The 25,905-nt window shown below is 61.4% G+C and carries 25 protein-coding genes; 10 read left to right on the forward strand and 15 right to left on the reverse strand.

The features are described from left to right. Nucleotides 1–105: 105 nt before the first annotated feature. From NBH21_RS06780 to NBH21_RS06820, 9 genes are all read right to left on the reverse strand, one after another. Nucleotides 106–735 (reverse strand): LysE family translocator, encoded by a 630-nt coding sequence (locus NBH21_RS06780; protein ID WP_163899359.1) that lies wholly within the window; start codon nucleotides 733–735, stop codon nucleotides 106–108. 1 nt (nucleotide 736) lies between these two features. Then, nucleotides 737–1,186: an Lrp/AsnC family transcriptional regulator gene (locus NBH21_RS06785; protein WP_250916215.1), complete on the reverse strand. Its 450-nt coding sequence runs from the start codon at nucleotides 1,184–1,186 to the stop codon at nucleotides 737–739. A 165-nt stretch (nucleotides 1,187–1,351) separates the two neighbouring features. Continuing rightward, complete coding sequence (sufA, locus tag NBH21_RS06790) at nucleotides 1,352–1,741, reverse strand: Fe-S cluster assembly scaffold SufA (RefSeq protein ID WP_250916214.1); 390 nt, start codon at nucleotides 1,739–1,741, stop codon at nucleotides 1,352–1,354. A 70-nt stretch (nucleotides 1,742–1,811) separates the two neighbouring features. Beyond that, nucleotides 1,812–2,192: an SUF system Fe-S cluster assembly protein gene (locus NBH21_RS06795; RefSeq protein WP_113448507.1), complete on the reverse strand. Its 381-nt coding sequence runs from the start codon at nucleotides 2,190–2,192 to the stop codon at nucleotides 1,812–1,814. A gap of 31 nt (nucleotides 2,193–2,223) precedes the next feature. Next, complete coding sequence (locus tag NBH21_RS06800) at nucleotides 2,224–3,468, reverse strand: cysteine desulfurase (protein ID WP_250916213.1); 1,245 nt, start codon at nucleotides 3,466–3,468, stop codon at nucleotides 2,224–2,226. Next, nucleotides 3,461–4,735, reverse strand: coding sequence for a Fe-S cluster assembly protein SufD (gene sufD, locus NBH21_RS06805; protein ID WP_250916212.1), 1,275 nt, complete (start codon nucleotides 4,733–4,735; stop codon nucleotides 3,461–3,463). The genes NBH21_RS06800 and sufD overlap by 8 nt, the downstream gene beginning before the upstream one ends. A gap of 25 nt (nucleotides 4,736–4,760) precedes the next feature. Continuing rightward, the gene (sufC, locus tag NBH21_RS06810) at nucleotides 4,761–5,516 is read right to left on the reverse strand and encodes a Fe-S cluster assembly ATPase SufC (protein ID WP_250916211.1); all 756 of its coding nucleotides are present in this window, start codon (nucleotides 5,514–5,516) and stop codon (nucleotides 4,761–4,763) included. A gap of 433 nt (nucleotides 5,517–5,949) precedes the next feature. Beyond that, nucleotides 5,950–7,419: a Fe-S cluster assembly protein SufB gene (gene sufB, locus NBH21_RS06815; protein ID WP_250916210.1), complete on the reverse strand. Its 1,470-nt coding sequence runs from the start codon at nucleotides 7,417–7,419 to the stop codon at nucleotides 5,950–5,952. A gap of 160 nt (nucleotides 7,420–7,579) precedes the next feature. Further along, nucleotides 7,580–8,746 (reverse strand): cysteine desulfurase family protein, encoded by a 1,167-nt coding sequence (locus tag NBH21_RS06820; RefSeq protein WP_250916209.1) that lies wholly within the window; start codon nucleotides 8,744–8,746, stop codon nucleotides 7,580–7,582. A 215-nt stretch (nucleotides 8,747–8,961) separates the two neighbouring features. Between NBH21_RS06820 and NBH21_RS06825 the strand changes: the two genes are divergently transcribed. Beyond that, nucleotides 8,962–9,639, forward strand: a complete 678-nt coding sequence (locus NBH21_RS06825; RefSeq protein ID WP_250916208.1) for an alpha/beta hydrolase — start codon at nucleotides 8,962–8,964, stop codon at nucleotides 9,637–9,639. Between the two features lie 153 nt (nucleotides 9,640–9,792). Next, nucleotides 9,793–10,656 (forward strand): patatin-like phospholipase family protein, encoded by an 864-nt coding sequence (locus tag NBH21_RS06830; RefSeq protein ID WP_250916207.1) that lies wholly within the window; start codon nucleotides 9,793–9,795, stop codon nucleotides 10,654–10,656. Nucleotides 10,657–10,662: 6 nt separating this feature from the next. On the opposite strand, the gene NBH21_RS06835 is transcribed toward NBH21_RS06830, so the two are convergent. Beyond that, nucleotides 10,663–11,787, reverse strand: a complete 1,125-nt coding sequence (locus NBH21_RS06835) for an anhydro-N-acetylmuramic acid kinase (protein WP_250916206.1) — start codon at nucleotides 11,785–11,787, stop codon at nucleotides 10,663–10,665. A gap of 148 nt (nucleotides 11,788–11,935) precedes the next feature. Here NBH21_RS06835 and tyrS point away from each other — a divergent pair, with 148 nt between their 5' ends. Both tyrS and NBH21_RS06845 read left to right on the forward strand, forming a co-directional pair. Continuing rightward, on the forward strand, nucleotides 11,936–13,192 hold the full coding sequence (gene tyrS, locus NBH21_RS06840) for a tyrosine--tRNA ligase (protein ID WP_250916205.1): 1,257 nt from the start codon (nucleotides 11,936–11,938) through the stop codon (nucleotides 13,190–13,192). Between the two features lie 125 nt (nucleotides 13,193–13,317). After that, nucleotides 13,318–13,710: a GFA family protein gene (locus NBH21_RS06845; protein ID WP_250916204.1), complete on the forward strand. Its 393-nt coding sequence runs from the start codon at nucleotides 13,318–13,320 to the stop codon at nucleotides 13,708–13,710. Between the two features lie 72 nt (nucleotides 13,711–13,782). Here the strand turns inward: NBH21_RS06845 and NBH21_RS06850 are convergent, their stop codons facing one another. After that, nucleotides 13,783–17,229, reverse strand: coding sequence for an AsmA-like C-terminal region-containing protein (locus NBH21_RS06850; RefSeq protein WP_250916203.1), 3,447 nt, complete (start codon nucleotides 17,227–17,229; stop codon nucleotides 13,783–13,785). A gap of 126 nt (nucleotides 17,230–17,355) precedes the next feature. Between NBH21_RS06850 and NBH21_RS06855 the strand changes: the two genes are divergently transcribed. The 6 genes from NBH21_RS06855 (at nucleotide 17,356) to NBH21_RS06880 (ending at nucleotide 22,872) form a co-directional block, all read left to right on the forward strand. Then, on the forward strand, nucleotides 17,356–17,823 hold the full coding sequence (locus NBH21_RS06855; RefSeq protein WP_250916202.1) for a peroxiredoxin: 468 nt from the start codon (nucleotides 17,356–17,358) through the stop codon (nucleotides 17,821–17,823). 17 nt (nucleotides 17,824–17,840) lie between these two features. Then, the gene (locus NBH21_RS06860) at nucleotides 17,841–18,665 is read left to right on the forward strand and encodes a ferritin-like domain-containing protein (protein WP_250916201.1); all 825 of its coding nucleotides are present in this window, start codon (nucleotides 17,841–17,843) and stop codon (nucleotides 18,663–18,665) included. 140 nt (nucleotides 18,666–18,805) lie between these two features. Further along, nucleotides 18,806–20,125 (forward strand): M23 family metallopeptidase, encoded by a 1,320-nt coding sequence (locus NBH21_RS06865; protein WP_250916200.1) that lies wholly within the window; start codon nucleotides 18,806–18,808, stop codon nucleotides 20,123–20,125. A 51-nt stretch (nucleotides 20,126–20,176) separates the two neighbouring features. Further along, on the forward strand, nucleotides 20,177–20,800 hold the full coding sequence (locus NBH21_RS06870) for a LysE family translocator (RefSeq protein WP_250916199.1): 624 nt from the start codon (nucleotides 20,177–20,179) through the stop codon (nucleotides 20,798–20,800). Between the two features lie 146 nt (nucleotides 20,801–20,946). After that, nucleotides 20,947–22,434 carry a DEAD/DEAH box helicase gene (locus NBH21_RS06875; RefSeq protein WP_250916198.1) on the forward strand — a complete coding sequence of 496 codons (1,488 nt, stop codon included), beginning with the start codon at nucleotides 20,947–20,949 and terminating at the stop codon, nucleotides 22,432–22,434. Between the two features lie 30 nt (nucleotides 22,435–22,464). After that, nucleotides 22,465–22,872, forward strand: a complete 408-nt coding sequence (locus NBH21_RS06880) for an NUDIX domain-containing protein (protein ID WP_250916197.1) — start codon at nucleotides 22,465–22,467, stop codon at nucleotides 22,870–22,872. Here NBH21_RS06880 and NBH21_RS06885 read toward each other — a convergent pair. Genes NBH21_RS06885 through NBH21_RS06900 form a run of 4 tightly spaced genes read right to left on the reverse strand, consistent with a single transcriptional unit; the run spans nucleotide 22,834 to nucleotide 25,905 of the window. Continuing rightward, nucleotides 22,834–23,232, reverse strand: a complete 399-nt coding sequence (locus tag NBH21_RS06885; RefSeq protein ID WP_250916196.1) for a TfoX/Sxy family protein — start codon at nucleotides 23,230–23,232, stop codon at nucleotides 22,834–22,836. The genes NBH21_RS06880 and NBH21_RS06885 overlap by 39 nt on opposite strands. A gap of 5 nt (nucleotides 23,233–23,237) precedes the next feature. Next, nucleotides 23,238–24,872 (reverse strand): NTP transferase domain-containing protein, encoded by a 1,635-nt coding sequence (locus NBH21_RS06890; RefSeq protein ID WP_250916195.1) that lies wholly within the window; start codon nucleotides 24,870–24,872, stop codon nucleotides 23,238–23,240. Beyond that, entirely contained in the window at nucleotides 24,869–25,576 is a 708-nt protein-coding gene (locus NBH21_RS06895; RefSeq protein WP_250916194.1) for an XdhC family protein, read from the reverse strand. The genes NBH21_RS06890 and NBH21_RS06895 overlap by 4 nt, the downstream gene beginning before the upstream one ends. Continuing rightward, the gene (locus NBH21_RS06900; protein WP_250916193.1) at nucleotides 25,576–25,905 is read right to left on the reverse strand and encodes an XdhC family protein; all 330 of its coding nucleotides are present in this window, start codon (nucleotides 25,903–25,905) and stop codon (nucleotides 25,576–25,578) included. Before NBH21_RS06900 ends, NBH21_RS06895 begins: the two co-directional genes overlap by 1 nt.

A 25,905-nucleotide genomic window follows, 5' to 3' on the forward strand; every position in this document is an offset into this window, starting at 1 on the left:
ATAAAAATACAGTGATGTTAAATACTTATACATTCCCGATGTACGATAGTCCGCTCTATAAGCGAAAACGTCGTTATACAAGGGACATGCTCACAACGGGCAGCCTCAGGCCACCAGTATCGCCTTGACGCCCATGCCCAGAGCGAGAGCGCCGAAGACCAGCAGCACGATGCCGGAAGCGCGGGCGACCCAGTGGGAGAAGCTTTCCGGCAGGCGATGGTGGAGCAGCGAAACCGTCCCGCACAGGAAGCACCACCAGAGCAGCGAGCCGATAAAGACGCCGGCGACGACAAAGGCGGCGCTGGAGCCATCCACGGCGCCTGCAATCCCAAGGCCGGCCAGGATCGCGGCAAAGGACAGGATGGTCGCGGGGTTTGCCATGGTTAGCAGGAAAGTGGCGACCGTGGTCGAGAACAGGTCACGCGCGCCGATGGTCGCGGCCACGGCGGCCGGGCGGGGCTGGAAGCTTTTCACCCCGAGCCACAGCATGAAGGCGCCGCCGAAAAGCTGCAGGGGCACGGTGATCGCATCGAAGAACATCGTGAAGGCGGCAAAGCCGGCAGCAGCCATCAGCGCAAAGGTGCAGTCGGCCAGCGCCGTGCCGAGGCCGCCGGCGATCCCCGCCCAGAACCCGCGCTCCAGCGTCCGCGAGATGCAGAGCGTACCGATCGGGCCGAGCGGAGCCGCGATGGCAAGACCGAGCAGGATGCCCTTGCCGAACAGGAAAAGGCTCATGTCAGTTCTCCGCTGAGGTAAAGGCGCGCTCGGTGGGCGTGGAAAGCGCGATCATGGTCTGGCTGCGGGCAAGGAAGCGCCGCGATTTGAGTTCGGAAAGAAAGGCCTCGACACCGGCGAGATCACGGACGCGGATCTTGACGAGGTAGGACCACTCCCCGGTGACATGGTGGCATTCCGCAACGGCCGGATGGCCTTCCGCAAAGGCCTTGAAAGCCCCTTCCCCGGTATCGTAATCGAGCGCCGCCAGCAGGAAGGCGGTGACGGAAAGCCCGAGCGCTGCCGGATCGGCATCGACAGTGAAGCGCTTGATCGCGCCTTCAGCCACAAGCCGACGTATACGGTCATTGACGGCCGAAGGCGACAAGCCCACCCGCTCGCCGATATCGGCAAGCGAACGGCGGGCGTCCTCGGCAAGCAATCCGGTGATTTTGCGGTCCGTCGTATCCATAACCGTCATATATGCGGAAAATAAATAGATATCAACATATTTTGCGAAATTTTATAGCATCATCCGCAAATACAGCGGAACACCCCAGCATTTCCCGCAAAACATAAGGTCCGGCGCTTGGCCGGACCTTCATCATGGATGATCGACATGTGTCGGGTCAGACCGTCAGCCGGCCGGAACGGCGGCCTTCTGACGAGTCAGTTCGGCAAGGTCGGCGGCCTTGAGTTCAACCGATTCGCCGCAGCCACAGGCCGAGGTCTGGTTGGGATTGTGGAAGGTGAAGCCCGAGCGCATCTTGGTGGTCTCGAAATCCATCTGGGTGCCGAGCAGATAGAGCACGGCAGCAGGATCGATCCAGACGTTTGCGCCGTCACGGCTGATCAGGTCGTCCTTCGGGTTGGGCTCGGTGACGAGGTCGATGGTGTATTCCATCCCCGCGCAACCGCCCTTCTTGATGCCCACGCGGATACCGCGTGCATCGGGACCGGAATTTTCGACGATGCCCCGGACGCGCGCTGCCGCCGTGTCCGTCATGCTCATGACTTGAAAGCCCATGCTGTTCTCCTGTCGCGACCGGGTTCAAGGTCCGGTGCTTCGGTGAATGTAGTTGCCGTCTTGACGGCGATCAATACCAGCCGACGGCAACCTGTGCTTCTTCCGACATGCGGTCGGGCGTCCACGGCGGATCGAAGGTCATTTCGACCTCGACACCCGACACGCCCTCGATCGCGCTGACGGCATTCTGCACCCAGCCCGGCATTTCGCCCGCCACCGGGCAGCCCGGCGCCGTCAGCGTCATCATGATCTTGACCATCCGGTCGTCGTCGATATCGATCTTGTAGATCAGTCCAAGCTCGAAGATGTCGGCCGGAATTTCCGGGTCGTAGACGGTCTTCAGGGCCGAGACGATATCGTCGGAGAGCCGCGCCAGCTCGTCCGCCGGTATGCTCGACTGGACGATGCCTTCGCGGACATCCGGCTTCTGTTCGGTTTCGTTCACGCTCATGATCTCATCCTTACGCGAAGAAGGTGCGGGCTCACGCGAAAAAGGTTCGCGCGTAGTCCAGCGCATCGGCCAGCGCATCGACCTCTTCACGGGTGTTATATAGGGCAAAAGACGCCCGGCAAGTGGATGTCACGCCGAAACGCGCCAGAAGCGGCTGGGCGCAATGGGTTCCGGCCCGGACAGCCACCCCGCGCCGGTCGATCAGCATTGACACGTCATGGGCATGGATACCGGCAAGTTCGAAAGAAAATATCGAGCCCTTGCCCGGCGCATTGCCGATGATACGGAGCGAATTGATCGCCGAAAGGCGCTCATGCGCATAGGCACGCAAGCTCTCCTCATGGGCGGCAATCGCCTCGCGGCCGAGGCTTTCCATGTAGTCGAGCGCATAGCCGAGCCCAATCGCCTGGACGATCGGCGGCGTGCCGGCCTCGAAACGGTGCGGCGGGTCGTTGTAGGTGACGTTGTCTTCCGTTACCTCGACGATCATCTCGCCGCCGCCCATGAAGGGCCGCATTTCCTTCAGCCGTTCCATCTTGCCGTAAAGCACGCCGATTCCGGAGGGACCGTAGAGCTTGTGGCCGGTGACGGCATACCAGTCGCAGTCGATGTCCTGAATGTCGACCGGCATGTGCACGGCGCCCTGGCTGCCATCGACGAGCACCGGAATGCCGCGCGCATGGGCGATCCGGCAGACGTCCTTGACTGGAACCACAGTGCCGAGCGCATTGGACATATGGGTGATCGCGACAAGCTTGGTGCGCTCGGTCAGGCATTTCTCAAAAGCTTCGAGATCGAAGGAACCGTCGTCATGGATCGGCGCCCAGACCAGCTTTGCGCCCTGCCGCTCACGGATGAAATGCCAAGGCACGATGTTGGAGTGATGCTCCATGATCGAAAGAACGATCTCGTCACCCTCGCCGATGTGGTTCATACCCCAGCCATAGGCGACCGTATTGATCGCCTCGGTCGAAGACTTGGTGAAGACCAGTTCATCCACCGATCCGGCATTGAGGAAGCGCCGCACCTTTTCCCGCGCCGCTTCATAGGCATCCGTCGCCGCATTCGAGAGGAAATGCAGGCCGCGATGCACATTGGCATATTCGTGAGAATAGGCATGCGCCACCGCGTCGATCACCAGCTTCGGCTTCTGCGCCGAGGCGGCATTGTCGAGATATACCAGAGGCTTGCCGTAAACCTCGCGGGAGAGGATCGGAAAATCCTCCCTCACCTTCTGGATATCGTAGCCGGGCTTGACGGAGGAAAGATCAGCCATGACGTTCCAGCCAGTCGGAAATGATCCCTTCCAGCGCCTCCACCAGAGCCTCGTCTTCCAGCTCTTCGACCACCTCGGCCACGAAAGCCTTGACGAGCAGCGACCGCGCCTTCTTCTGCGGAATACCACGCGCCATCAGGTAGTAAAGATGGGTGTGGTCGATGTCGGCGACCGTGGCGCCATGGGCGCACTGCACGTCGTCGGCGAAGATCTCAAGTTCCGGCTTGACCGAAAACTCGCCATCATCCGACAGCAGCAGCGTGTTGCAGGCCATGCGCGCATCAGTCTTCTGGGCGTCGGGCGCAACCCGGATCTGTCCCTGGAAGACACCGCGCGCCCGGTCGAATATCACATTGCGGATGATCTCCGTCGAGGTGGTATTGGGCAGGTCGTGGCCGAGCGTCATGGTCACGTCGGTATGGCTTTCGCCGCCGAGCAGGTTGACGCCGCGAAGCGTGAAATCCGATCCCTCGCCTGCGGTTCGGACATGGATTTCCTGACGCACCAGCTTGCCGCCGGCATTGATGATGAAGAGCTTGAACTTGGCATCCGCCCCGAGTTCCACCTTGATCTGGGCAAGATGGGTGTCGGCCAGACCCTGCGTCTGCACGATGATCCAGACGATCTCGGCGCCGTCCTCGATCTTCAGATCGCTGACGGAGGAAACGAGCGCGGCCTCTTCGCCGGCATTCAGATGGCGTTCGATCACCACCGCCTTGCTGGCGCGTCCGAAACGGGCGGGGAAGCGCACATGTACCTGTCCCGCTCCATGGATCGCCTGCAGTTCGATCGGTGCCTCCGGCGCGGCATCGGCTGCAACCGTCAGCTCAAAGCCGTCGGTCACAAAGCTGCCGTTCAGTCGGCCGACCGCATCGTCGGAGCTGATTGCCGTCAGGGTTGCAGCAGCCGTGCCGTCGGCGAGCGTATCGCGATAAGGCGTAGCAGTCACACCTTCCGGCAGGCTGGCCTCACCGGCCCTGCCCTGAGCAACGGGAAGAAGTGTCGCGCCCTCAACGATTGTATCGACCGCCTTGGCGAGCGCCGAAAGATCGACGGCCGGAATGGCGCGCAACAGGGCCTTGAGGTCGGTATAGTGCCACGCCTCGATACGGCGTGTCGGCAGGCCGGCGCGCTTCAATTCGTCGAACAGCCTGTCACGGGCCGCGAGCACGGCGCCATCGCCCGGTAGTGCGCCAATCTCGGCGCCATAGGCTTCGATCAACTGGCTCTCCGCCGCCGTCAGCCTGTTTGCAGCTTGCAATGTCATGATCTGCACTCCTTGCCGCAATGGATCAGGCGGCGGCCCCGATGATGTCGGCATAGCCATTGGCTTCGAGTTCCAGCGCAAGATCCTTGTCACCGGTCTTGATAATCTGGCCCTTGTAGAGAACGTGAACCGTATCAGGCACGATGTAGTCGAGCAGGCGCTGGTAGTGGGTGATGACGATGACGGCGCGATCCGGCGACTTCAGCGCGTTGACGCCGTCGGCCACGATCTTCAGCGCATCGATGTCGAGACCGCTATCGGTTTCGTCGAGAATGCAGAGATTGGGCTCCAGAAGCGCCATCTGCAGAATTTCCGCACGCTTCTTCTCGCCACCGGAGAAGCCGACATTGAGCGGACGCTTCAGCATGTCGGGGTTGATCTTCAGCTCGGCGGAAGCTTCCTTCACCCGGCGCATGAATTCCGGCGTGGTCAGTTCGTCTTCGCCGCGCGCCTTACGCTGCTCGTTCATCGCAACCTTCAGGAATTGCATGGTGGCGACGCCGGGGATTTCGACCGGATACTGGAAGGCAAGGAAAATGCCCTTGGCGGCGCGCTCGGCCGGGTCAAGCTCCAGGATGCTCTCGCCGTTATAGAGGATGTCGCCCTCGGTGACTTCGTAGTCCTCGCGGCCCGACAGGATGTAGGACAGCGTCGACTTGCCGGAGCCGTTCGGCCCCATGATCGCAGCAACTTCGCCAGCCTTCACGGTCAGGTTCAGGCCGCGAATGATCTCGGTGCCATCTTCGGCGATGCGGGCGTGCAGGTTCTTGATTTCAAGCATGTCTGTGTTCCTGTTCATAGGGCGGTTCAAGGGCCGCCTGTTGATCATCTGCGCGCCGGATCGACGCCTTTAACTCCGCCATTCCAGAGGGAATCGAGAGTGAACCATTCTTTTCAATTCGCGGAACTGGCTGGTTAAATCGCCACCAGCAAATCCCACAAGCGACAAAACCATCAGGAAGCCGTCAGCCGCCTGTCATGATCATAACGACGCCCTGCCAGAGCTTGGACCAGCCCTTTTCGGAGATCACCGAAACGTACAGGACGAATCCGACCGCTACCGAGAGGAGAACCCAGCGTCCGATGTCGTGCAGTCCCTCCATTCGACGATGGAGATAAACGTACCGACTACCATTTCCCGGCTCCCCGCCCGACATCACTGAACACTCCCGACAAGGTTCAATCCGGCACCTTTTCGTATACAGTCCCTCGCCTCAGCCAACCGATCCTTCGAGGCTGATGCCGATCAGCTTCTGCGCTTCGACGGCGAATTCCATCGGCAGTTCCTGAATGACTTCGCGGACGAAGCCATTGACAATGAGCGCGATGGCGGCTTCCTGCGGAATGCCGCGCTGCAGGCAATAGAACAGCTGGTCTTCCGAGATCTTCGAGGTTGTCGCCTCGTGCTCGAACTGGGCCGTGGCGTTCTTTGCCTCGATATAGGGCACGGTATGCGCCCCGCACTTGTCGCCGATCAGAAGGCTGTCGCACTGGGTAAAGTTGCGAGCATTCTCGGCCTTGCGGTGGGCCGAAACCTGACCGCGATAGGTGTTGTTCGAGAAGCCGGCGGAAATGCCCTTGGAGATGATGCGGCTCGACGTGTTCTTGCCGAGATGGATCATCTTGGTGCCGCTGTCGACCTGCTGATGACCGTTCGAAACCGCGATCGAGTAGAACTCGCCGCGCGAACCGTCGCCGCGCAGGATGCAGGACGGGTATTTCCAGGTGATCGCCGAACCGGTCTCGACCTGCGTCCAGGAGATCTTGGAATTCTTGCCCCGGCAATCGCCGCGCTTGGTGACGAAGTTGTAGATGCCGCCCTTGCCGTCCTTGTCGCCCGGATACCAGTTCTGGACGGTGGAATACTTGATCTCGGCATCGTCGAGAGCCACGAGTTCGACGACGGCCGCGTGAAGCTGGTTTTCATCGCGCTGCGGCGCGGTGCAACCCTCGAGATAGGAAACATAAGCCCCATCTTCGGCGATGATCAGCGTGCGTTCGAACTGGCCGGTGTTCTTCTCGTTGATGCGGAAATAGGTCGACAATTCCATCGGGCAACGAACGCCCTTCGGAACGAAGACGAACGAACCATCGGTGAACACGGCCGAATTCAGCGTCGCATAGTAGTTGTCGGTGACCGGAACGACGGAGCCGAGATACTTCTGCACGAGTTCGGGATGTTCGCGGATCGCCTCCGAGATCGACATGAAGATCACGCCGGCCTTCTTCAGCTCTTCCTTGAAGGTCGTGACGACGGAAACGGAATCGAACACGGCGTCGACCGCGATCTTCGACTTCGAGACGCCGGCCAGGATTTCCTGCTCCTTGAGCGGAATTCCAAGTTTCTCATAGACCTTCAGAAGTTCCGGATCGACCTCGTCGATGGACTTTGGACCCTCTGCGTTTTTCGGGGCCGCATAATAATAGATGTCGTTGAAGTCGATCTTCGCATAATTGACGCGCGCCCAGGTCGGCTCTTCCATGGTGAGCCAACGCTTGTAGGCGTCGAGACGCCATTGCAGCATCCAGTCCGGCTCGTGTTTCTTCGCGGAAATGAAGCGAATGATATCTTCCGACAGGCCCTTCGGGGCCTTGTCGACTTCGATCATCGTCTCAAAACCATATTTGTACTGGTCGACATCGATCTGGCGGACCTGATCGATCGTTTCCTGCACGGCAGCCATTTGCGTTCTCCAATCTTGCCGGGTCCAAGGTCCGGCAGCTTGTCAACGTTTGAAGCGGAAACCCGCTCTTATGTAAGCGCCAGAGGCGGATTTTCATCCCTTCTGGCAAGGATAAAATTGTATTTTGCCAATTTTATCCAAGTCTTCCTTGTTCCGTTCCTCATGCGGCCTGGCCGGACAATTTCCGCCGAGCCGCAACCCGCGCGAAAATCCCGATGGCGAGATCGACTTCCTCGCTCGTCGTCGAGGGTCCGAGAGACATGCGTAGGCCCCCCGTTTTCGCATCCTCGCCCATCGCGGTCAGCACATGGCTCGCCCCGACCTTGCCGGAGGAGCAGGCAGCGCCAGCCGAAAGCGAAAGCCCTTCCAGATCGAAGGCGATCTGGCCGGTCTCCGCCTTCAACCCCGGCAGGGTGAAGAAAGAGGTATTCGCCACCCGCGTCACGTCGTGGCCATAAATCACCACATCCGGCGCGGCCTCCCGCATGCCTTTTTCCAGCCGGTCGCGCAAGGTGCCGATTGCCGCATTGCGCGTATCAAGACCGGCCGTCATGAAGGCCGCCGCCGCGCCGAAACCGGCGATAGCCGCGACATTCTCCGTGCCGGCGCGATGGCCCTTTTCCTGTCCACCGCCCCGAATGAGCGGCGCCGGCATCAGGGTCTCGCCACGACTGACAAGCGCTGCCGCACCCTTCGGGCCGGCGATCTTGTGAGCCGAAAGGATCAGGAAATCAGCGCTGAGCTGCTCCAAATCGAGCGGAAGCCGACCGGCGGCCTGCACGGCATCGACGACCAGTAAACCGCCCCGCGCCCGAACGATCTTCGTCGCGGCTTCCACCGGTTGCACGATACCGGTCTCGTTGTTGACCAGCATGATCGCGACCAACGCCATACCGTCCTGCGGATCGTGCGCGGCAAGCAGGCGTTCCAGCGCTTCGAGATCAACCACACCGCTTCGCAGGACCGGGATTTCGGTGACGCGGTCGGCCGGAAAACGACCACCCTCGCGGATCGCCGGATGCTCGATCGCAGAAACATAAAGACGACCGATGGAAAGCGGAGCCCTGCCCATGCGGAAATGCGGCGTCAGCACCAGATTGGCGGCCTCGGTCGCGCTCGAGGTAAAGATCACCGACGCGGGATTGGCGCCAACCAGCGTCGCGACATCCCGGCGCGCAGCTTCGACGACGGCACGCGCCGCACGCCCCTCGGCATGAACGGAGGACGGATTGCCGGGGAGCGCAAGCGCATCGACCATGGCAAGACGCGCGGGCTCGCAAAGCGGCGCCGTGGCATTCCAGTCGAAATAGATGCGTTGCCTGCTCATCGGCTCTTTACTGACGCTCCTCACCCGCAACCGGCGCATTTTCCTTGAAATTTCCGCCGGGCTTGTCCTATGACACGATCCAACATGGATGGACAACCATTCCAGTTTTGAACCGTTCTAAACTTTGTTTTAGAAAAGCTGACTGACTTCGTCAAGTCAGATGTCTGACACAACAGTTGGTGAACCCGGATTTTTTCACAGGGACTGGAGTCTCAATGCCCGAAGTGATTTTCAATGGCCCGGCGGGCCGCCTCGAAGGACGCTACCAGCCCTCCAAGGAGAAGAGCGCGCCGATCGCCATCATCCTGCATCCGCATCCGCAGTTTGGCGGAACGATGAACAACCCGATTGTCTATCAGTTGTTCTACATGTTCCAGAAGCGCGGCTTCACCACCCTGCGCTTCAACTTCCGCAGCATCGGCCGCAGCCAGGGTGAGTTCGACCACGGTGCCGGCGAGCTTTCGGATGCCGCATCCGCGCTCGACTGGGTGCAGAGCCTGCATCCCGACTCGAAGAGCTGCTGGGTCGCCGGTTATTCCTTCGGCGCATGGATCGGCATGCAGCTCCTGATGCGCCGGCCGGAAATCGAAGGCTTCATGTCGATTGCTCCGCAGCCGAACATCTACGACTTCTCCTTCCTCGCACCCTGCCCTTCGTCGGGCCTTATCATCCATGGCGATGCCGACAAGGTCGCGCCTGAAAAGGACGTCCAGGGCCTCGTCGACAAGCTGAAGACCCAGAAGGGCATCCTGATCACCCACAAGACGATCCCGGGCGCCAACCACTTCTTCAACGGCCAGGTGGAAACCCTGATGTCTGAATGCGAGGACTATCTCGACCGCCGCCTCGACGGCGATCTGGTTCCCGAACCGGCCGCCAAGCGCATCCGCTGATAGCCAAAACAATCCGTTCAAGGGCGTCGACCGAAAGGCCGGCGCCTTTTTCTTTGCGGGTTATTCCGCCGGCATTGACAAGGGTGCCCGAGATAGTTCTCAATTGAACAATTGAGACGTCGTCCTTTTCAGCCAATCGATGATACGACCGCAATGACCGGAAACCTTTCCTTTGATGCCATCGGGTTTGCCGGAGGCGGAAACCGTTGTTACTGGCAGAGCGGTTTCTTCGAAGCCCTGAACGCGCGGTATCCCCAACGTCCCGCCTACTATGTCGCCGTCTCCGCCGGAGCGTATCACTGCACGATGAACCTTGCCGGCGTTCGCGAACGTGTGCTCGCTGCGGCCTTTGCCTTTGCCGAACGCAGCCTTCCCGATATCGACTGGTCGGCTCTCGGTCGTGGACGCTCCCCCCTGGTGGTCGGCGGACTATTCCGGGATTTCCTGACGGAACAGTTCGGCGAGAGAGAACTGGCTGCGCTACGCGACGCGCCACCGATCCTGATCCAGCTTTCGCTCCCGCCGACATGGATGCCGGGAGGACTTGCGGCTCTCGGCTCGATCACCGCCTACCAGATCGAGAAGCGCCTCACCGGTGGCGCGCATTCCAAGGCGGGTTCCTATCTCGGGCTGAAGCCCTCATGGATATCCACCCATGAGATCGACAGCCCGGCGATGCTCGTCGACGCAATCATGGCGACCTCATCGGTGCCGCCCTTCATGCCGGTCGGGAATATCGCCGGCAGGGCCTGCCTCGACGGCGGACTGGTCGATAATCCACCCCTTCGCAAACTGATCGAAACCGAAAATGCGGGCGGGCGAACACTGCTCCTGACGACCCGCTACGGCAAGATCCCGCCTTCCGCGTCAGGGCGAATCGTCGTCGGCCCGAGCGAGGATATCCCGATCGACAAATTCACCGTCAGCGATGCGGATGGATTACGCCACGCCTGCGCGGTCGGACGAAGGGACGGCGCGGCTTTTGCCGAGCGGCTTCCGGACCTGCTGTCTGGCTGAGATGTCCTACTTCCGGGTACGGGCCACGACGCCGCCGCTCACAGGCTGGCGCGCACCGGTCGTTCCCGGAAAGGTCAGAGGCAACCCCTTCAGCGAACGCGCAGCAAGATAGGCCCAGGCCTCGGCCTCCATGGCATCGCCATCGAAACCCGCGTCCTCGGCTGATAGTACGGCCGATCCATGATGCGCCGCGAGTTCCCTGAGATCCGCCATGATGATGCGATTGTGCCGGCCACCACCGCAGATGATGAAGGTCTTCGGCATTTCCGGCAGGTGACCCGCCGATTTCAGGATCGCGGCAGCCGTCAGATAGGCAAGTGTGCGGGCGCCGTCGGAAAGCTCCGCCTCATCTCCCTCCGGCGGCAGGAAGTCGTTGCGATCGAGCGAGCGGCGCTTTTCTGCCGTAAAGAACGGATTGTCGAGGTAGCGTTCGGCGAGAGAGGCAACCACCCGCCCTTCCGAGGCGATCATCCCGCCCTGATCGTAAGGAACCCCGGCATGGGTCTCCACCCACTGGTCGATCAGCGTGTTGCCCGGTCCGCTGTCGAACGCGATGATCGCGCCATCGCGTCCGAGGAAAGTCAGGTTGGATATGCCGCCGATATTGACGAAACAGACCGGCCACGCGGCATTCTTCAACCCTTGCGCCAGCGCCGCGTGATAGGCGGGAACCAGCGGCGCACCTTGCCCGCCATGCACCATGTCATTGGCGCGCATGTCGTAAACTACGTCGATACCGGTTTCCGTAGCCAGCAATGGCCCATCACCGATCTGCACGGTCAGCGCATCGTCGGGCCGATGCAGCACCGTCTGGCCGTGGAACCCGAGAATGTCGATGTCGGTGGCGCTTAATCCGTTCAGTTCCAGAAAGCGCTCGACGGCACTCGCATGACGTAGGGTCAGTTCCCGCTCGAGATCTGCAAGGATACCGGGCCGCTCCGTCCGCACGCGGATCGTTTTTGCATCCTCCAGCCCCTGCTTGAGACGCTCGCGGAAAGCAGGGGCATAGGGCACGGCGAGAAACGGACCGCGCTCGATGACGTTTTCACCATCGGTCGCCAGCATGGCGACGTCGATCCCGTCCATCGATGTACCGCTCATCAGGCCGATTGCCCGCATCAGTTCGCTCACGCTGCACTCCTGCTCTTCATGGCTTCCGATGGGGCTCGAATGAGTCGCATCGCCAACATTCATGGCCGAAAGACGTGCACATTTCAAAAAACAGTGCTAAAGCCGCCGCGAAATTTATGTCCCGCACGATCCAGAGAGTTCCAAGGCCATGACGAAGCTCAAGTCCGATTTCCTCCGCACCATGCATGAGCGCGGCTTCATTCATCAGATTTCCGATGAAAGCGGCCTCGACGATCTGCTGAGCAAGGAAACCGTCACGGCCTATATCGGCTTCGACCCGACGGCGCCTTCCCTGCATGCCGGCGGCCTTATCCAGATCATGATGCTGCACTGGTTCCAGGCGACCGGCCACCAGCCGATCTCGCTGATGGGCGGCGGCACCGGCATGGTCGGCGATCCCTCCTTCAAGGAGGAAGCACGGCAGTTGATGACCATCGACACGATCGAGAGCAACATCGCCTCGATCAAGCGGGTATTCGCCAACTACCTCGACTACGACAAGGGGCCGAAGGACGGAGCCCTGATGATCAACAACGCCGAATGGCTGCGTTCGCTCAACTACCTCGAATTCCTGCGTGATGTCGGCCGCCACTTCTCGGTCAACCGCATGCTGTCCTTCGACAGCGTGAAGACCCGCCTCGACCGCGAGCAGTCGCTGTCCTTCCTCGAATTCAACTACATGATCCTGCAGGCCTACGACTTCGTGGAGCTGGCCAAGCGCTACGACTGCCGCCTGCAGATGGGCGGTTCCGACCAGTGGGGCAATATCGTCAACGGCATCGACCTCGGCCACCGTATGGGCACGCAGCAGCTCTACGCGCTGACCTCGCCGCTGCTCACCACGTCGTCTGGCGCCAAGATGGGCAAGTCGGTGAACGGAGCCGTCTGGCTGAACCCGGACATGCTGTCTGCCTATGACTTCTGGCAGTACTGGCGCAACACGGAAGACGCCGACGTCGCGCGCTTCCTGAAGCTCTACACGACGCTGCCCATGGACGAGATCGCTCGTCTTGCAGCACTCGGCGGCTCCGAGATCAATGAGGTCAAGAAGATCCTCGCAACCGAGATCACCGCCATGCTGCATGGCCGCGCAGCCGCCGAACAGGCAGCGGAAACCGCCCGCAAGACCTTCGAGGAAGGCGGCCTTGCCGAAAACCTTCCGTCGATCGAGGTGCCCGCCGCAGAACTCGACGCCGGCCTCGGCCTGCTTTCGCTGATCGTGCGCGCCGGTCTTGCCGGTTCGAACGGCGAAGCCCGCCGCCATGTTCAGGGTGGCGCAGTCAAGATCAACGACGCTGCCGTCAGCGACGAACGCATGACCATCGGCAGCGGCGAAGTCACCGCCGATGGCGTCATCAAGGTCTCGCTCGGCAAGAAGAAACATATTCTGGTTCGCCCGGCCTGATCTGGCCGGACAGCCGTCGCCGGTACGGACAAACACAGACGACAATTGAACCGCCCGCAACACCCTGTTGCGGGCGGTTTTTCTTTCCGGCAATCTCATGGCCTGATTGCGGTAGGAGGTGCAGCATGGAGGAATTCACCGGCGGCTGTTTGTGCGGCAATATCCGCTTCATTGCCTCGGGACGACCGTACCGGGTCGGCATATGCCACTGCCTCGACTGCCGAAAACATCACGGAGCCCTCTTTCATGCCTCGGCGATATTCCCGGAAGCGTCGGTGAGTATGGAAGGCGAAACCCGCGACTATGCGGGGCGGTTCTTCTGCCCCCGTTGCGGCTCCTCCGTCTTTTCTCGAAGCGACGATGAAATCGAGGTCAATCTCGGCTCCCTCGACCAACCAGACCAGTTCAAACCCACCTACGAACTCTGGACCATCCGGCGCGAGTCGTGGCTGCCGCCGTTTCCGCTCGACAGAAGATACGAACGGGACCGCGATCCCACGAGCCGCTTCGAGGAATAGATCGCTCCGGGGTCAAAACTCAATCAGGATACTGCGCGCAGAACACCTGTCCTGATTGAGTTTTGACCCTGATTATCTGAACTCGAAGATCTGCCGGAAGACGCCGGGCGCGATGATTGACAGCGGATTGACCGTCAGTTTCGGCTTGTCCGTTGCACCGGACAGCTTGAAGGTGATGCCGAGCAACCCGCGATCCCGGCCGTTGCCGAGCAGAATGCCGATCACCGGCAATTCGGCGAAAAGACGGTTGAGACCGTAGGCAGGCATAAAGGTGCCGGTCATGTCGATCCGTCCATTGGCGTCCCGCACGGTACCCTGGAGCGTTGCGCCGACCTGTTCCCCACGAACGATGCCGTTGTCGATGCGAAGCGTCGAGTCCGAATAGACAAGACGGGCGAAGGCACGCTGGAACTTGGCCGTACTGACATCGATGTCCCGCTTCACGGCGCTGTTGAGGCTCTGGCCATCCGCACCCGTCGGCGTGGACACGATAGACTGCAGGCGCTGTTCGTTCTCCACCTGGAAATTGCGAATGTCGAGCGAACCGTTCCAGGTGCCGTTCGCACCTTCCGCGAGCTTGAGGTTCAGCAGGCCACCAACCATGTGATCGTAGAGATTGATGAAGCGGCTGAGCGCGCCGGCATCGCTGCTGGTCACGGAAATCTCGCTAAGCCCCTGGGGCCGGCGCAATTTCGATACCAGCGCCTGTCCGGTATCCGTGACGGCTGAAACATCGAGCCCGGTCGTCTTTCCAGCGCGCGAGGAATATGTCAGCGATACATTGCTCACGGCCTCATCGCCAAAGCCGACGACACGGTCGAGCTTCGCCTGAAGCCGCAGGTTCAGGTTGCTGTCAGTGCCACCGCCGCCGGCTTTGCCCCCGCCTGCGGCACCGCCAAATCCGGCTGGCCCGTCGGACTTCATCTTGGCGAGCAGCGAGCGGAAATCTGCGGACTTGCCGGAAATATTGACGTCGTAGGCTCCCTTGGCCGAACGCAAGGTCAGGGCGAAATCATCGCCGGGCGTAAATTGCAGGCGTGCGAAATCCGCGGAAATCAGCCCGTCCTTGCCCGTGGCCAAGCTACCCTTGGCGCCGAATCCGTCGCCATCCAGCACGAATTTGTTGATGTCCGTCTCACCGTTGTCGGCCTCGGTCGTTTCGAAGGTCGCCTTGGCATTGATGCCCTGCCCCTTCGACCAGCCGATCCATGGCACCATCAGGTTTGCCGATTTCAGGTCGACGCTGACCGCCTGACGTTTCTCATCGAGACGGGTCAGCTGGACGACCACCGGTCCATCGACGATATCATCAAGGCCGGGCACCAGCTTCCTGCGACCGGCGTTGTCGAGCGTGGCCTTCACCACGCGCTCGCGCGCCACGTCGGAGTCGGAATCGACAGGCTCCGTCATGGCGATTTCCATGGGAACGCCGTCGATCCCGGCCTTGGCCTGCAGGCGCGCAGCGCGCGGATCGACATCGAGCGTTCCGTCGATATCCGAGATCTGGCGATCGCCGAAGGGCTTGGCGACATCGACGCCCTGAAGCTGCAGGTTCGCCTTCCATATCGGCTCCGGCGGTTTCTGGTCGGCGATCAGGCCAAGACGAACCTGAGCGGTGCCACGCACATTGCCGGAAAAGTCCTCCGGCGCGAAACCCACCCGCTGCAAGGCCCGCATCGGCTTGAATGAAACGAGTTCTGCAACCCCGTCTGCCGCACCGGAAACAGCGATATCGATATCGGCCATCAACGGCTTTACGTAGACGTTTTCGAGCCCGAGCCTGCCGCTATCGATCTTCACCATGCGGCCAGAGGGGAAATAGGAGGTTGCACTTTTGATATCTACGCTGACCTTGCCGCCGCTCATGTCGAAATGCGCGTCCATGTCCCTCAGCGGCGGGATCTCGCCGGTTACGTTCATCCGGGTGTCGATGATATCGAAATTGATGTTCAATTCGTTTGCATCGAGATGCAGCGGCTTCGGCTCGACAGACAGACGGTTCTGGGGAATGAAGACCGAAATCTGCCCATGCGTGACGGTCCCGCCGAAAATATTGGCAAGCACCCATTTCCGCGGCTTGTCAGCCATCCAGTACGGCCAGAGCTGCTTGATGACGCCCGACTTCATGTTGTTGACGAGCGCATCGAACTGGATTTCGGGACCTGTACCGCCGAAACGGATGCGCAGATTGCCATCCATGGTGCCCGACGGCGTGGAGACCGACAGCGTATCGAGCTTCAGCTCCTTTGCTTCGTTCACATAGCGACCGAAAACCTTGAGGGAGAAGGGAAAAGGCGCATCCCCGGATGCGGGAACGGACGCAAGCCCTTCCGACACCAGCAGATCGATGCCGAAACCGCTGCCGGCGACGGAGTTGCCTGGCAACCGGTCGAGATCGATGAGACCGCCGGACATCGGAAGCACCATCGGCCCAAACTCCATCCGCGAGGTCGGCGCGATCTCCAGAGTGTCCTTGGCGAAATCATAGCCGAAGCTGAGCTGCGCGCGGGTCAGTTCCTGCGGATTGCCATCGAAATAGAACGTACCCGCCTGACCGTTCAGCGTCAGCGACATCGCCGGCGTGTGGCCCTCGCCGGCCCGCTTGGCGGAAATAATGACCTCGGAGGAACCGTCTAGCCCCTGCCTCGGACTGCCCGTCTTGTCGCGCTTCAGCATGAAAGGCGTCAGCCTGAGATCGGCGATCCTCAGTGTCAGGGACTGCGCCCTGCCGCCATCATTGACCGTCAATGCCGTCAGCTCCGTCTGCTGGCCATTGATGGAAATTGCACCGTAAATCGAGAGCGAATTGTCCTGTCCACGCTCCATCGCCAGATCGTCGACGGAAATCGTCAAGGGCCGCCCGCTAACGCTGGTTGTGGAAACCTCGAGTCCGCCGACCCGCATGCGGTCGAGACCGCCCTTGGCGATGAACGACTGCACGATGTCGAGTTGAAGGAAAGATTCTTCCAGAAGAGCCGGAATACTGTCGATCCGCAGCTTCGACAAGTCGAGCGGCTCGCTGGCAGGCAGCAACCTTGCATCGAGCGCCACGCCTTCGCTCTCGATCTCGCGAACCCTGACATGGCCTCCGAGCAATGCCAGCGGGTCCAGAATGAGACGAACGGATTTTGTCTGGGCGATGGGACCACTGTCGGTTTCACCGACCAGCGAAACATCCCGCGCCTCGATGGCGAGCTGGAAACCCTCAGCGAAGCGGATGGCGGTGCCGCCGATCTCGGCGCGATAGGCCGGCTGGACCGCCGAATTAAGCGCCGAGCGGGCGACGTTCGAAAGAACGGAATCGAGACCACCGCCTTCGACCATCGCAAAGATGCCGCCGGCGATCAGCACGAAGAAGGCAAGCACTCCGAAAGACCATCGCCCCACGCCCCCGAGTACGGTAGACCGCGGCGGACAATGCACGATAATCGGGTCCTCGGCGCCAGCCGAAGGCAATTCGTGCAGGGGAATGAAGTCTTCTTTGCGAAACCTTATTTTTTCGCCGCGGATCTCTCCCATGTGTCTGGCGATTGTCTCCGTCCAAGGATGCCGATATTCCACAGTCGCGCTGGACGACCTCGGTCCGGACTATATATCGATAGCCGTGACAATCATCCATAAAACAGGCAAAAGAAAGGTTATCCCATGGCGGAATTGACAGTTGGCGATCAGGCCCCGGACTTCACCCTGCCGCGTGACGGCGGCGGCTCGGTGTCGCTTTCCGCGCTTCTCGGCAAGCCCGTGGTCCTTTATTTCTACCCCAAGGACGACACGAGCGGCTGCACCGCCGAAGCCATTGCCTTTACAGGCCTCGCCGACGAATTCTCCAAGGCCGGAGCGACGATCATCGGCATGTCTCCCGACAGCGTCAAAAGTCACGACAAGTTTGCCGGAAAGCACAATCTTTCCATCGTGCTGGCCTCCGATGAGGAGAAGACCGCGCTTTCCGCCTATGGCGTATGGAAGGAAAAGAGCATGTACGGACGCACCTATATGGGCGTCGAGCGCACCACCGTTCTGATCGACGCGGAAGGCCGAATCGCCGCCATCTGGCGCAAGGTCAAGGTTGCGGGCCATGCCGAAGCCGTGTTGAACGCTGTTCGCGCGCTGTGAACGGCAGTCCTTCCGGCATGACGGTCAATCCATTGAACTCCCTGCGCGGAGCCGCGACTTGCGCGATCCTCAGCACCGACCTGGACGAAAAGACGGAACTGGCGCAGGAGGCTGCACGCCGCTGGCACGCACGCCGCCTGTCGCTGCGCTCACCGCTCGATCCCGACCTGCCGGAACGGCCGGGACGGCCGGCAAAACCGGAACTCGTGCCGCCGAAGGCGACGGAAAAGCGCTCCCTGCACACCCTGCCCGGCCGCATCGCCATGCTGCATGCGCTCGCCCATATCGAACTCAACGCCGTCGACCTCGCACTCGATATCGTCGCGCGATTCGCGACCGAACCGGTGCCGCATTCCTTCTTCGACGGCTGGATGCAGGTGGCCTTCGAGGAATCCAAGCATTTCCGCATGGTTCGCGAGCGTTTGAAGGCGCTCGGCGCCGATTATGGCGACATGCCCGCCCATGACGGACTGTGGCAGGCGGCCCATTCCACCCGCAACGACCTGACGGCGAGGCTGGCCGTGGTCCCGCTCATTCTCGAGGCCCGCGGCCTCGACGTCACCCCCTCGCTACAGGAGAAGATGCGCGAAACCGGCGATATTGAAAGCGCCGACGTCCTGAAAGTCATCTATGATGACGAAAAGGGGCATGTGGCGATCGGCGCCAAATGGTTCCGCTTCCTCTGCGCCCGCGAGCGACGCGATCCGGCAGCGACCTTCAAGGAGCTGGTGCGCGCAAATTTCCGTGGTTCGCTCAAGGCCCCGTTCAACGATGTCGCCCGCGCCGAAGCCGGCCTCACGCCTTCCTTCTATCGGTCGCTGACATCGAAGAACAGCGACTAGCCGCCCCCGCCTTCGCAGCACGCTTTCAAGCCTTTATTAACCTTAATGGTGTCTGATCGCACCAGGCAAAAACCGTTGCCGGAACGGTGTTTATCGATCTTGCGAGGAGCACCACCGGCCGATGGGACAGGGGAAATCGCGTGGCGACTTCGGCGGAAAATCGGGTCTTCGGAAAACGCAGACAGCCACACGTCGTGATTCTGGCACGCGGCGACAAGATCCGCCACATGACCGTGCACCCATGGATGGCGGCAGTTGCCTTCTGTTTCGTCGGCGTCATGGCAATCGGCTATCTCGGCGCGACCACCTACCTCGTCTTTCGCGACGACCTGATCGGCGCCAGCATGGCGCGTCAGGCCCGCATGCAGCACGATTACGAGGACCGGATCGCAGCCCTCAGGGCGCAGGTCGACCGCGTCACCTCCCGCCAGCTGCTCGACCAGCAGGTGGTCGAGGAGAAAGTTGAGAAACTGCTGGAACAGCAGATGGCGCTCTCCTCCCGTCATGGCCGGCTGAATGCCCTGCTCGACCGAGCGGAAGCCGCAGGCGCGCTGCCCGCGTCCATTCCCGCTCCCGTTCCGAACGAAAAGCCTGAAATCAGCGGCAAGCAGGCAAGCCTTTCCGGCGGACTGGATGCGATCGAGAACCTGCTCGGCCGCAAGACGGCCTCGGCCAAACCGGCGTCGGAAAAGACCAGCGGAACAGGGACGTCCGCCCTCGGCTATGTACCGCTGACCGACACCGCGGCAGACCGTTCCGACCGCCTGTTCTCGCAGATGACGCTTTCGCTCAAGGATATCGAGCGCGACCAGATCGACCGGGTGCAGAAGCTCGCCGACGGAGCCTCCGAGACAGCCAGCCAGATTTCAGGCATCCTGCAGCGCAACGGCATTCCCCTCGACCGGGTGGACGAAAACGCGAGCATGGACGCCATCGGCGGCCCTTATGTCGCCCCTCGGGCAGCGGAAGCGTTCAACTCATCCCTGAACGAACTCGATACGGCACTCAGCCGGCTCGAAAGTGTTCGGGCCACCGCAATCCGCATGCCTTTCGCCAATCCGGCACCGGGTCGGGAGATCACCAGCCGGTTCGGCAACCGTCGTGACCCGTTTTTCGGTGGATTGGCCATGCATGCCGGCATCGATTTCCGCTCGCCGGTCGGCGGCGAGATCCATGCCACCGGCGCCGGCAAGGTGGTCACCGCCGGCCCTTCCGGCGGATATGGAAACATGGTCGAGATCGACCACGGTCTCGGTTTCAGCACCCGCTTCGGACATATGTCGAAGATCGTCGTGAAGGTCGGGGACGAGATCAATCCCGGCGACGTCATCGGCTATTCCGGCAATACCGGTCGCTCCACCGGCCCGCATATCCACTACGAAGTGCGCCGCAATGGCGAGGCGGTGGATCCCATGCAGTTTCTTAATGCCGGCATGAAGCTGACGTCGCTGATCGATTGACCCCGCATCGCCTGCGTGTAGTCTCGCTTGAGTGTCGCCGGAGGAATCGCCATGGAACCGCATGCCCTTCTGACCTTTGCCCTCGCCTTTTTCGTCTTTGCGGCAAGCCCCGGCCCCGACAACATGACCATCATGGCGCGTACGGTTTCTCATGGTGCGGCATCGGGAATAGCCTATGGCGCCGGCACGGTAATCGGCATCCTGATCTATCTTGCCCTCGCTGCCTTCGGTCTTTCGCTGATCGCCAGCGAGATGGGTTTCCTGATGACGCTTCTGCGTTACGGCGGCGCGGTATACTTAATCTATATGGGTTTCAGGCTCTGGACCGCGGCACCTGTCGTGCCGGAGACCGCACCGCAGGAGCGTAGCCGCGACCTTGCGACCGTCTGCCTGACGGCCGTCGCGTTGAACCTCGGCAATCCGAAAATGCCGCTTTTCTATCTGGCCCTCCTTCCCAATTTCGTCGGCGCGGATTTTACGACCGAAACCTATCTGAGCCTCGCCTCGGCCATCATTGCGGTCGAGGTGATCGTGGTCGGCGGCCATGTCTGGATCGCCGGACGCGCGCGCCGGTTGCTGCGCACTCCGCGCATCGTCAGGATGGTCAATCGCGGTGCGGGCGCAGTATTGGCGCTTGCCGGAATTGCGGTGATAGCGACCCGTCGCGCCAGTTGAAGGATCTGTTCATCCTTTGTTACTGCAAATCCCGTAGTTTCCTTGACTTTCCGGCTTTTTGGCACTATCCCGCGCTGACGTTAACGCCCGCGTTCGAGGGCGATGCAATTGTGTTCGCAAGAACCGGAACGGAAACAGATTTCCCTTTGACCACTTTCGCTGACCTTGGCCTGAGCCAAAAAGTACTTTCAGCCGTCACCGACGCCGGCTACACCATCCCCACCCCGATCCAGGCCGGTGCAATCCCGCCTGCCCTGCAGCGCCGCGACATTCTCGGCATCGCACAGACGGGAACGGGCAAGACTGCCTCCTTCGTGCTCCCCATGCTGACGCTCCTCGAAAAGGGTCGAGCTCGCGCCCGGATGCCCCGCACGCTGATCCTCGAGCCTACTCGCGAACTGGCCGCCCAGGTCGCCGAGAACTTCGAAAAGTACGGAAAGAATCACAAGCTCAACGTGGCCCTGCTTATCGGCGGCGTCTCGTTCGATGAACAGGACCGCAAGCTGGAGCGCGGCGCCGACGTTCTGATCTGCACGCCCGGCCGGCTGCTCGATCATTGCGAGCGCGGCAAGCTGCTGATGACCGGGGTCGAAATCCTGGTCATCGACGAAGCCGACCGCATGCTCGACATGGGCTTCATCCCGGATATCGAACGCATCGCCAAGATGATCCCGTTCACCCGGCAGACGCTGTTCTTCTCGGCCACCATGCCGCCGGAAATCCAGAAACTCGCCGATCGCTTCCTGCAGAACCCCGAGCGCATCGAAGTGGCTCCGCCGTCCTCGACCGCAAAGACCGTGACGCAGCGCCTCGTCGCAGCCCACAACAAGGATTACGAGAAGCGCTCCGTCCTGCGCGACCTGATCCGCGCCCAGGAAGACCTGAAGAACGCCATCATCTTCTGCAACCGCAAGAAGGATGTTGCCGACCTTTTCCGCTCGCTTGAACGTCACGGCTTCTCGGTCGGAGCCCTTCATGGCGATATGGACCAGCGCTCGCGCACCAACATGCTGGCCGGCTTCAAGGACAACCAGATCACCCTGCTCGTCGCCTCGGACGTCGCCGCCCGCGGCCTCGACATTCCGGACGTTAGCCACGTCTTCAACTTCGACATTCCGATCCATGCGGAGGATTATGTCCACCGCATCGGCCGTACGGGTCGCGCCGGCCGTTCCGGCGCCGCCTTCACGCTCGTCACCCGGTCGGACACCAAGTACCTCGACGCGATTGAGAAGCTGATCGGTCAGAAGATCGAATGGCTGAACGGCGACATTTCGGCTCTCCCTGCACCCGCCGAACCCCAAGACGACCGTCGCGGCAGGCGCAGCGGCGGCAAGGACAGGGATAAGGGTCGCGAGCGTCGCGGCAGTCATAAAACCGAAACACGCAGCGAACAGACTGCAGTCATCACGGAAGAAGTGGAAGAGGCAAAGGTGGAAGCAGTGGCGAACGAACGCAGGTCCGAAAAGCGTGGCCGTGACGCCAATCGCAATAGCCGCCCGAACCCGGCTAACGACGATCATCGCGAACGTCGCCGCAGCCATTACCGTGACCATGACGACGGCCCGACGCCCGTCGGCTTCGGCGACGACATTCCGGCCTTCATGCTGATTGTCGCCAACGCGAAGGTCTGACGGCACCCGCCGTTCCCGGAGCATCCGCTCATGAGCCAGCCCGGCATCGATTTTCCCGGCCTCGGTGTCGGCCTTGCCATCCTGCGCGATGGCAAGCTGCTGCTATACCGTCGCCGGAAAGCCCCCGAAGCGGGTTTCTGGAATATCGTCGGCGGCAAGGTTGACCATATGGAACCGGCGGAGCAGGCCGCCCGCCGCGAGGCTGAGGAAGAAACCGGGCTCACCATCGGCAAGATCGCTTTTCTTGCTACCACCGAGCAGATTATCGACGCCGACCGGCAGCACTGGGTTTCGCTGCTTTACCGGACCAAGGATTTTTCGGGCGAACCGCAACTGACCGAACCGGACAAGCTTTCGGAATTCGGCTGGTTCGACCTCGATGCGCTGCCCCAGCCGCTCTCAGCCTTCACCGGCGCCATCCTGCCTTTTCTTCGCTGACTTCGGCTTGGCCGGTTTTGCTCGCGCAGGCTTCGCTTTCGACGCCTCTGCTCTCAGGCCCGCCTCGAAGGCAAGCCGTACCCACTTGGCCATTTCGTCGGGATCGTCATAGGCGTTATCAGGGATAGACCAGTAGGGCATCGCGACAGGGCTCTTGCCCTCCCTCTGATAGATCCACTGTCGGGCGCCCGCCTCCTCGAAGAACGGCGCGCTCTCGTTATCCGCCTTCAGCATGACCTCGTCGAACAGTTCCAATGCAAAGATAACGCCGTCGCGATAGATGCCCTTGCCGCCGAACATCCGGCGAATGGAGACGGGGCCGACCGCCTGAAACATCTCTTCGATTTCTACATTGTCCATCGTGGTCAATCCTTCAAGACACCGCCGGCGGCCAGCACTGCCTCCGGCGTATCGACATCCAGTTTCGCGGCGGCGCCGATCTCGACGTCGATGATCGGCAATCCGGATGTCTCGATAATGTGACGCGCGCCGATGTCGCCCTCCAGCCGCATGAGCGCAGGAAAGGTTGCACGCGGCAGGATGACCGGATTGCCACGCTTGCCATCAGCCACCGCCCGCACGATGGACCAGCCCCCTGATTTGCGGAATGCTCTCACCAGTTCCTCGATATCGGCGTGCGTAACCCCCGGCATGTCTGCAAGCAGGATCATGACGCCTTCCGCGTCCTGCAGCGCGGGCGCCGCGAGGCCGGCGCGGATCGAACTCGCCATCCCGCTGGCATAATCGCGATTCTCCTCGATCTCGACCGGCAATCCTTCCAGACAGGCGGAAATCTCGGAAGCCCGAAAACCTGTAACGACGACAACAGGACCGGCCACGGCATCGAGTGCCCGCTCGGTCACACGCCTGACAAGCGGCGCACCCTCAAACTCGGCCAGCAGCTTGTGCCGGCCTCCTTCGCCCATCCTGCTCGCCTTGCCAGCCGCCAGGATGACGATGCCGACACGGAGGGCCGTGTCGGCAGAGATCGTGTTCTCCCGCGGCAACGGACGACTGGGAATTTCCATCAGCAAGCCTCCGACACCAAGTCCCGTCAGTTCCAGCGTATCAGGATTTTCACCGGCGAGAATCCGGTTCAAGACCCAGTCGAAGCCGTTTTCCTTCGGCGAACGGGCGCAGCCCGGCGCGCCGATGACGGGAATTTCCCCGACATGACCCAGCACCAGCAGATTTCCGGGATCGACCGGCAGCCCGACCTGATCGACTGTTCCTCCCGCCATGCGGATCGATTCCGGGATGACATCGACCGGATCGCACATGGCCGATGCCCCGAAGACGACAACGAGCGGCGGATCGGCCGGTTGCAGGCGCAAGGCATCCTCGATAGCGCCTGCAACCGCATCCGCCCGGTGCGCCACCCTCCACTCGCCGACCAACCGGCTGCCGGACGCGGCAAGGCGCTGCTCCAGAATCCGCGTGGTCTTGTCCATGACGGAGGTCTTGAGCGACGGAAGTTGCGTGGCGATCAGGGCGACATTGCGGGGGCGATAGGGCTTGAGTTCGATGGCCCGCCCTTCGGCAAGGATGGACAACGCACTTGCCACGCTCGCGCCGGAAACGCCGAGCGGAATGATCTTCACGGTAGCGAGCAGATCGCCTTCGCGCACGTCGCTATGATCGGCCAGGCAGGCGAAGGTGATGGCCGGATCGACGCGGTTGAAACGGTCGACCAATTCCCGGCTCGCCACGAAAAGACCGTTGCAGGTAGCGTAGAAATTGACCCGACCCGTCGCCGGCTCGGACATCCTCAGGTGATCGGGGCCAATGCCAGCAGCAAGACGCCCCGCCGCCTCGTCTTCGCCGAGATCGCCATCCTCGAGCCGACAGGCGATGATCGTAGGGATACCCGCGTCGGAAAGACGGGAGAGATCCGATCCGGAAAGCCTATGGCCCTTCGGCAGTCGTGCGGACGGCAGTTGCACAGAATGCGCCAGCACGAGCCCCTCCGCCCCTTCCAGCGGGAATTCCCCGAAGATCATGCCGCCTCGCGCGCCGCTGCGCCAAGCGACCGGCGCCGAAAGGACTGGATAACCTCCGCAAGCACGGATACCGCGATTTCGGCAGGGGTGGCGGCCCCGATATCGAGCCCCACCGGCGCAGAAATGCGCCCGATCTGATCCTCCGAAAGCCCCTGTTCCTTCAGACGTTCCACCCGTTTCGCATGGGTCTTGCGACTACCGAGCGCGCCGACATAGAAACAGCCAGCTTCGAGCGCCGCAACGAGCGGAAAATCGTCGATCTTCGGGTCATGGGTGACTGCGACCATCGCGCAGTAGCGATCGAGCGGCCGCGTCTTGAGCGCATCCTCCGGCCAATCCGCCACAAGATCGATGCCTGCGAAACGCTCCGGTGTGGCAAAGGCCGTGCGAGGGTCGATCACGGTGATGTCATAGCCGGCGATCTCGGCCATGGGACAGAGCGCCTGACTGATATGAACCGCGCCGATCACCACGATGCGCGGCGGCGGAAGATGAACGTTGAGGAAAAAGCTGCGCCCCTCCAGATCGACCAGGCCGGATTTGCCTGACAGCAGCCTTTGCCCGATCTCCGCTCCCAGCGGTCCGATGACGGTTTCTCCCTCGACCACAAGCCGGTCACGGCCATCGTCAAGATCGGTCACCAGCACGGCCGCGCGTCGTGCAAGCCGGGCTTCGTTCAGCTTTTTCAGGTTCACCGGATCCATCAGCCGAGCCTTTCGACGTAAACGCGGATTCGACCACCGCAGGAAAGCCCGACCCTCCAGGCCGTCTCGTCCGCCACACCGAATTCGAGCATCCGCGGTGCGCCCGATTGCAGCACGTCAAGCGCCTCGGTAATGACCGCCCCCTCCACGCAGCCGCCGGAGACGGAGCCCTCGAAATTGCCATCGGCATCGATCACCAGATGGCTGCCGACCGGGCGCGGCGCCGATCCCCAGGTCTCGACAACGGTCGCAATCGCCACGGTGCGCCCCTTGCCTTTCCATTCCTCGGCAACGAGCAGCGGATCCATCCGTCCAGCAATGACCGTCAT

Source organism: Ciceribacter sichuanensis (assembly GCF_024055605.1).
GTDB classification, from domain to species: domain Bacteria; phylum Pseudomonadota; class Alphaproteobacteria; order Rhizobiales; family Rhizobiaceae; genus Allorhizobium; species Allorhizobium sichuanense.

What these genes read in the sequence shown, in the direction of transcription:
- NBH21_RS06780 (WP_163899359.1), bottom strand. Translation starts at nt 735, where the DNA reads ATGAGCCTTTTCCTGTTCGGCAAGGGCATCCTGCTCGGTCTTGCCATC.
- NBH21_RS06785 (WP_250916215.1), bottom strand. Translation starts at nt 1,186, where the DNA reads ATGGATACGACGGACCGCAAAATCACCGGATTGCTTGCCGAGGACGCC.
- sufA (WP_250916214.1), bottom strand. Translation starts at nt 1,741, where the DNA reads ATGGGCTTTCAAGTCATGAGCATGACGGACACGGCGGCAGCGCGCGTC.
- NBH21_RS06795 (WP_113448507.1), bottom strand. Translation starts at nt 2,192, where the DNA reads ATGAGCGTGAACGAAACCGAACAGAAGCCGGATGTCCGCGAAGGCATC.
- NBH21_RS06800 (WP_250916213.1), bottom strand. Translation starts at nt 3,468, where the DNA reads ATGGCTGATCTTTCCTCCGTCAAGCCCGGCTACGATATCCAGAAGGTG.
- sufD (WP_250916212.1), bottom strand. Translation starts at nt 4,735, where the DNA reads ATGACATTGCAAGCTGCAAACAGGCTGACGGCGGCGGAGAGCCAGTTG.
- sufC (WP_250916211.1), bottom strand. Translation starts at nt 5,516, where the DNA reads ATGCTTGAAATCAAGAACCTGCACGCCCGCATCGCCGAAGATGGCACC.
- sufB (WP_250916210.1), bottom strand. Translation starts at nt 7,419, where the DNA reads ATGGCTGCCGTGCAGGAAACGATCGATCAGGTCCGCCAGATCGATGTC.
- NBH21_RS06820 (WP_250916209.1), bottom strand. Translation starts at nt 8,746, where the DNA reads ATGAGCAGGCAACGCATCTATTTCGACTGGAATGCCACGGCGCCGCTT.
- NBH21_RS06825 (WP_250916208.1), top strand. Translation starts at nt 8,962, where the DNA reads ATGCCCGAAGTGATTTTCAATGGCCCGGCGGGCCGCCTCGAAGGACGC.
- NBH21_RS06830 (WP_250916207.1), top strand. Translation starts at nt 9,793, where the DNA reads ATGACCGGAAACCTTTCCTTTGATGCCATCGGGTTTGCCGGAGGCGGA.
- tyrS (WP_250916205.1), top strand. Translation starts at nt 11,936, where the DNA reads ATGACGAAGCTCAAGTCCGATTTCCTCCGCACCATGCATGAGCGCGGC.
- NBH21_RS06845 (WP_250916204.1), top strand. Translation starts at nt 13,318, where the DNA reads ATGGAGGAATTCACCGGCGGCTGTTTGTGCGGCAATATCCGCTTCATT.
- NBH21_RS06850 (WP_250916203.1), bottom strand. Translation starts at nt 17,229, where the DNA reads ATGGGAGAGATCCGCGGCGAAAAAATAAGGTTTCGCAAAGAAGACTTC.
- NBH21_RS06855 (WP_250916202.1), top strand. Translation starts at nt 17,356, where the DNA reads ATGGCGGAATTGACAGTTGGCGATCAGGCCCCGGACTTCACCCTGCCG.
- NBH21_RS06860 (WP_250916201.1), top strand. Translation starts at nt 17,841, where the DNA reads ATGACGGTCAATCCATTGAACTCCCTGCGCGGAGCCGCGACTTGCGCG.
- NBH21_RS06870 (WP_250916199.1), top strand. Translation starts at nt 20,177, where the DNA reads ATGGAACCGCATGCCCTTCTGACCTTTGCCCTCGCCTTTTTCGTCTTT.
- NBH21_RS06880 (WP_250916197.1), top strand. Translation starts at nt 22,465, where the DNA reads ATGAGCCAGCCCGGCATCGATTTTCCCGGCCTCGGTGTCGGCCTTGCC.
- NBH21_RS06885 (WP_250916196.1), bottom strand. Translation starts at nt 23,232, where the DNA reads ATGGACAATGTAGAAATCGAAGAGATGTTTCAGGCGGTCGGCCCCGTC.
- NBH21_RS06890 (WP_250916195.1), bottom strand. Translation starts at nt 24,872, where the DNA reads ATGATCTTCGGGGAATTCCCGCTGGAAGGGGCGGAGGGGCTCGTGCTG.
- NBH21_RS06895 (WP_250916194.1), bottom strand. Translation starts at nt 25,576, where the DNA reads ATGGATCCGGTGAACCTGAAAAAGCTGAACGAAGCCCGGCTTGCACGA.
- NBH21_RS06900 (WP_250916193.1), bottom strand. Translation starts at nt 25,905, where the DNA reads ATGACGGTCATTGCTGGACGGATGGATCCGCTGCTCGTTGCCGAGGAA.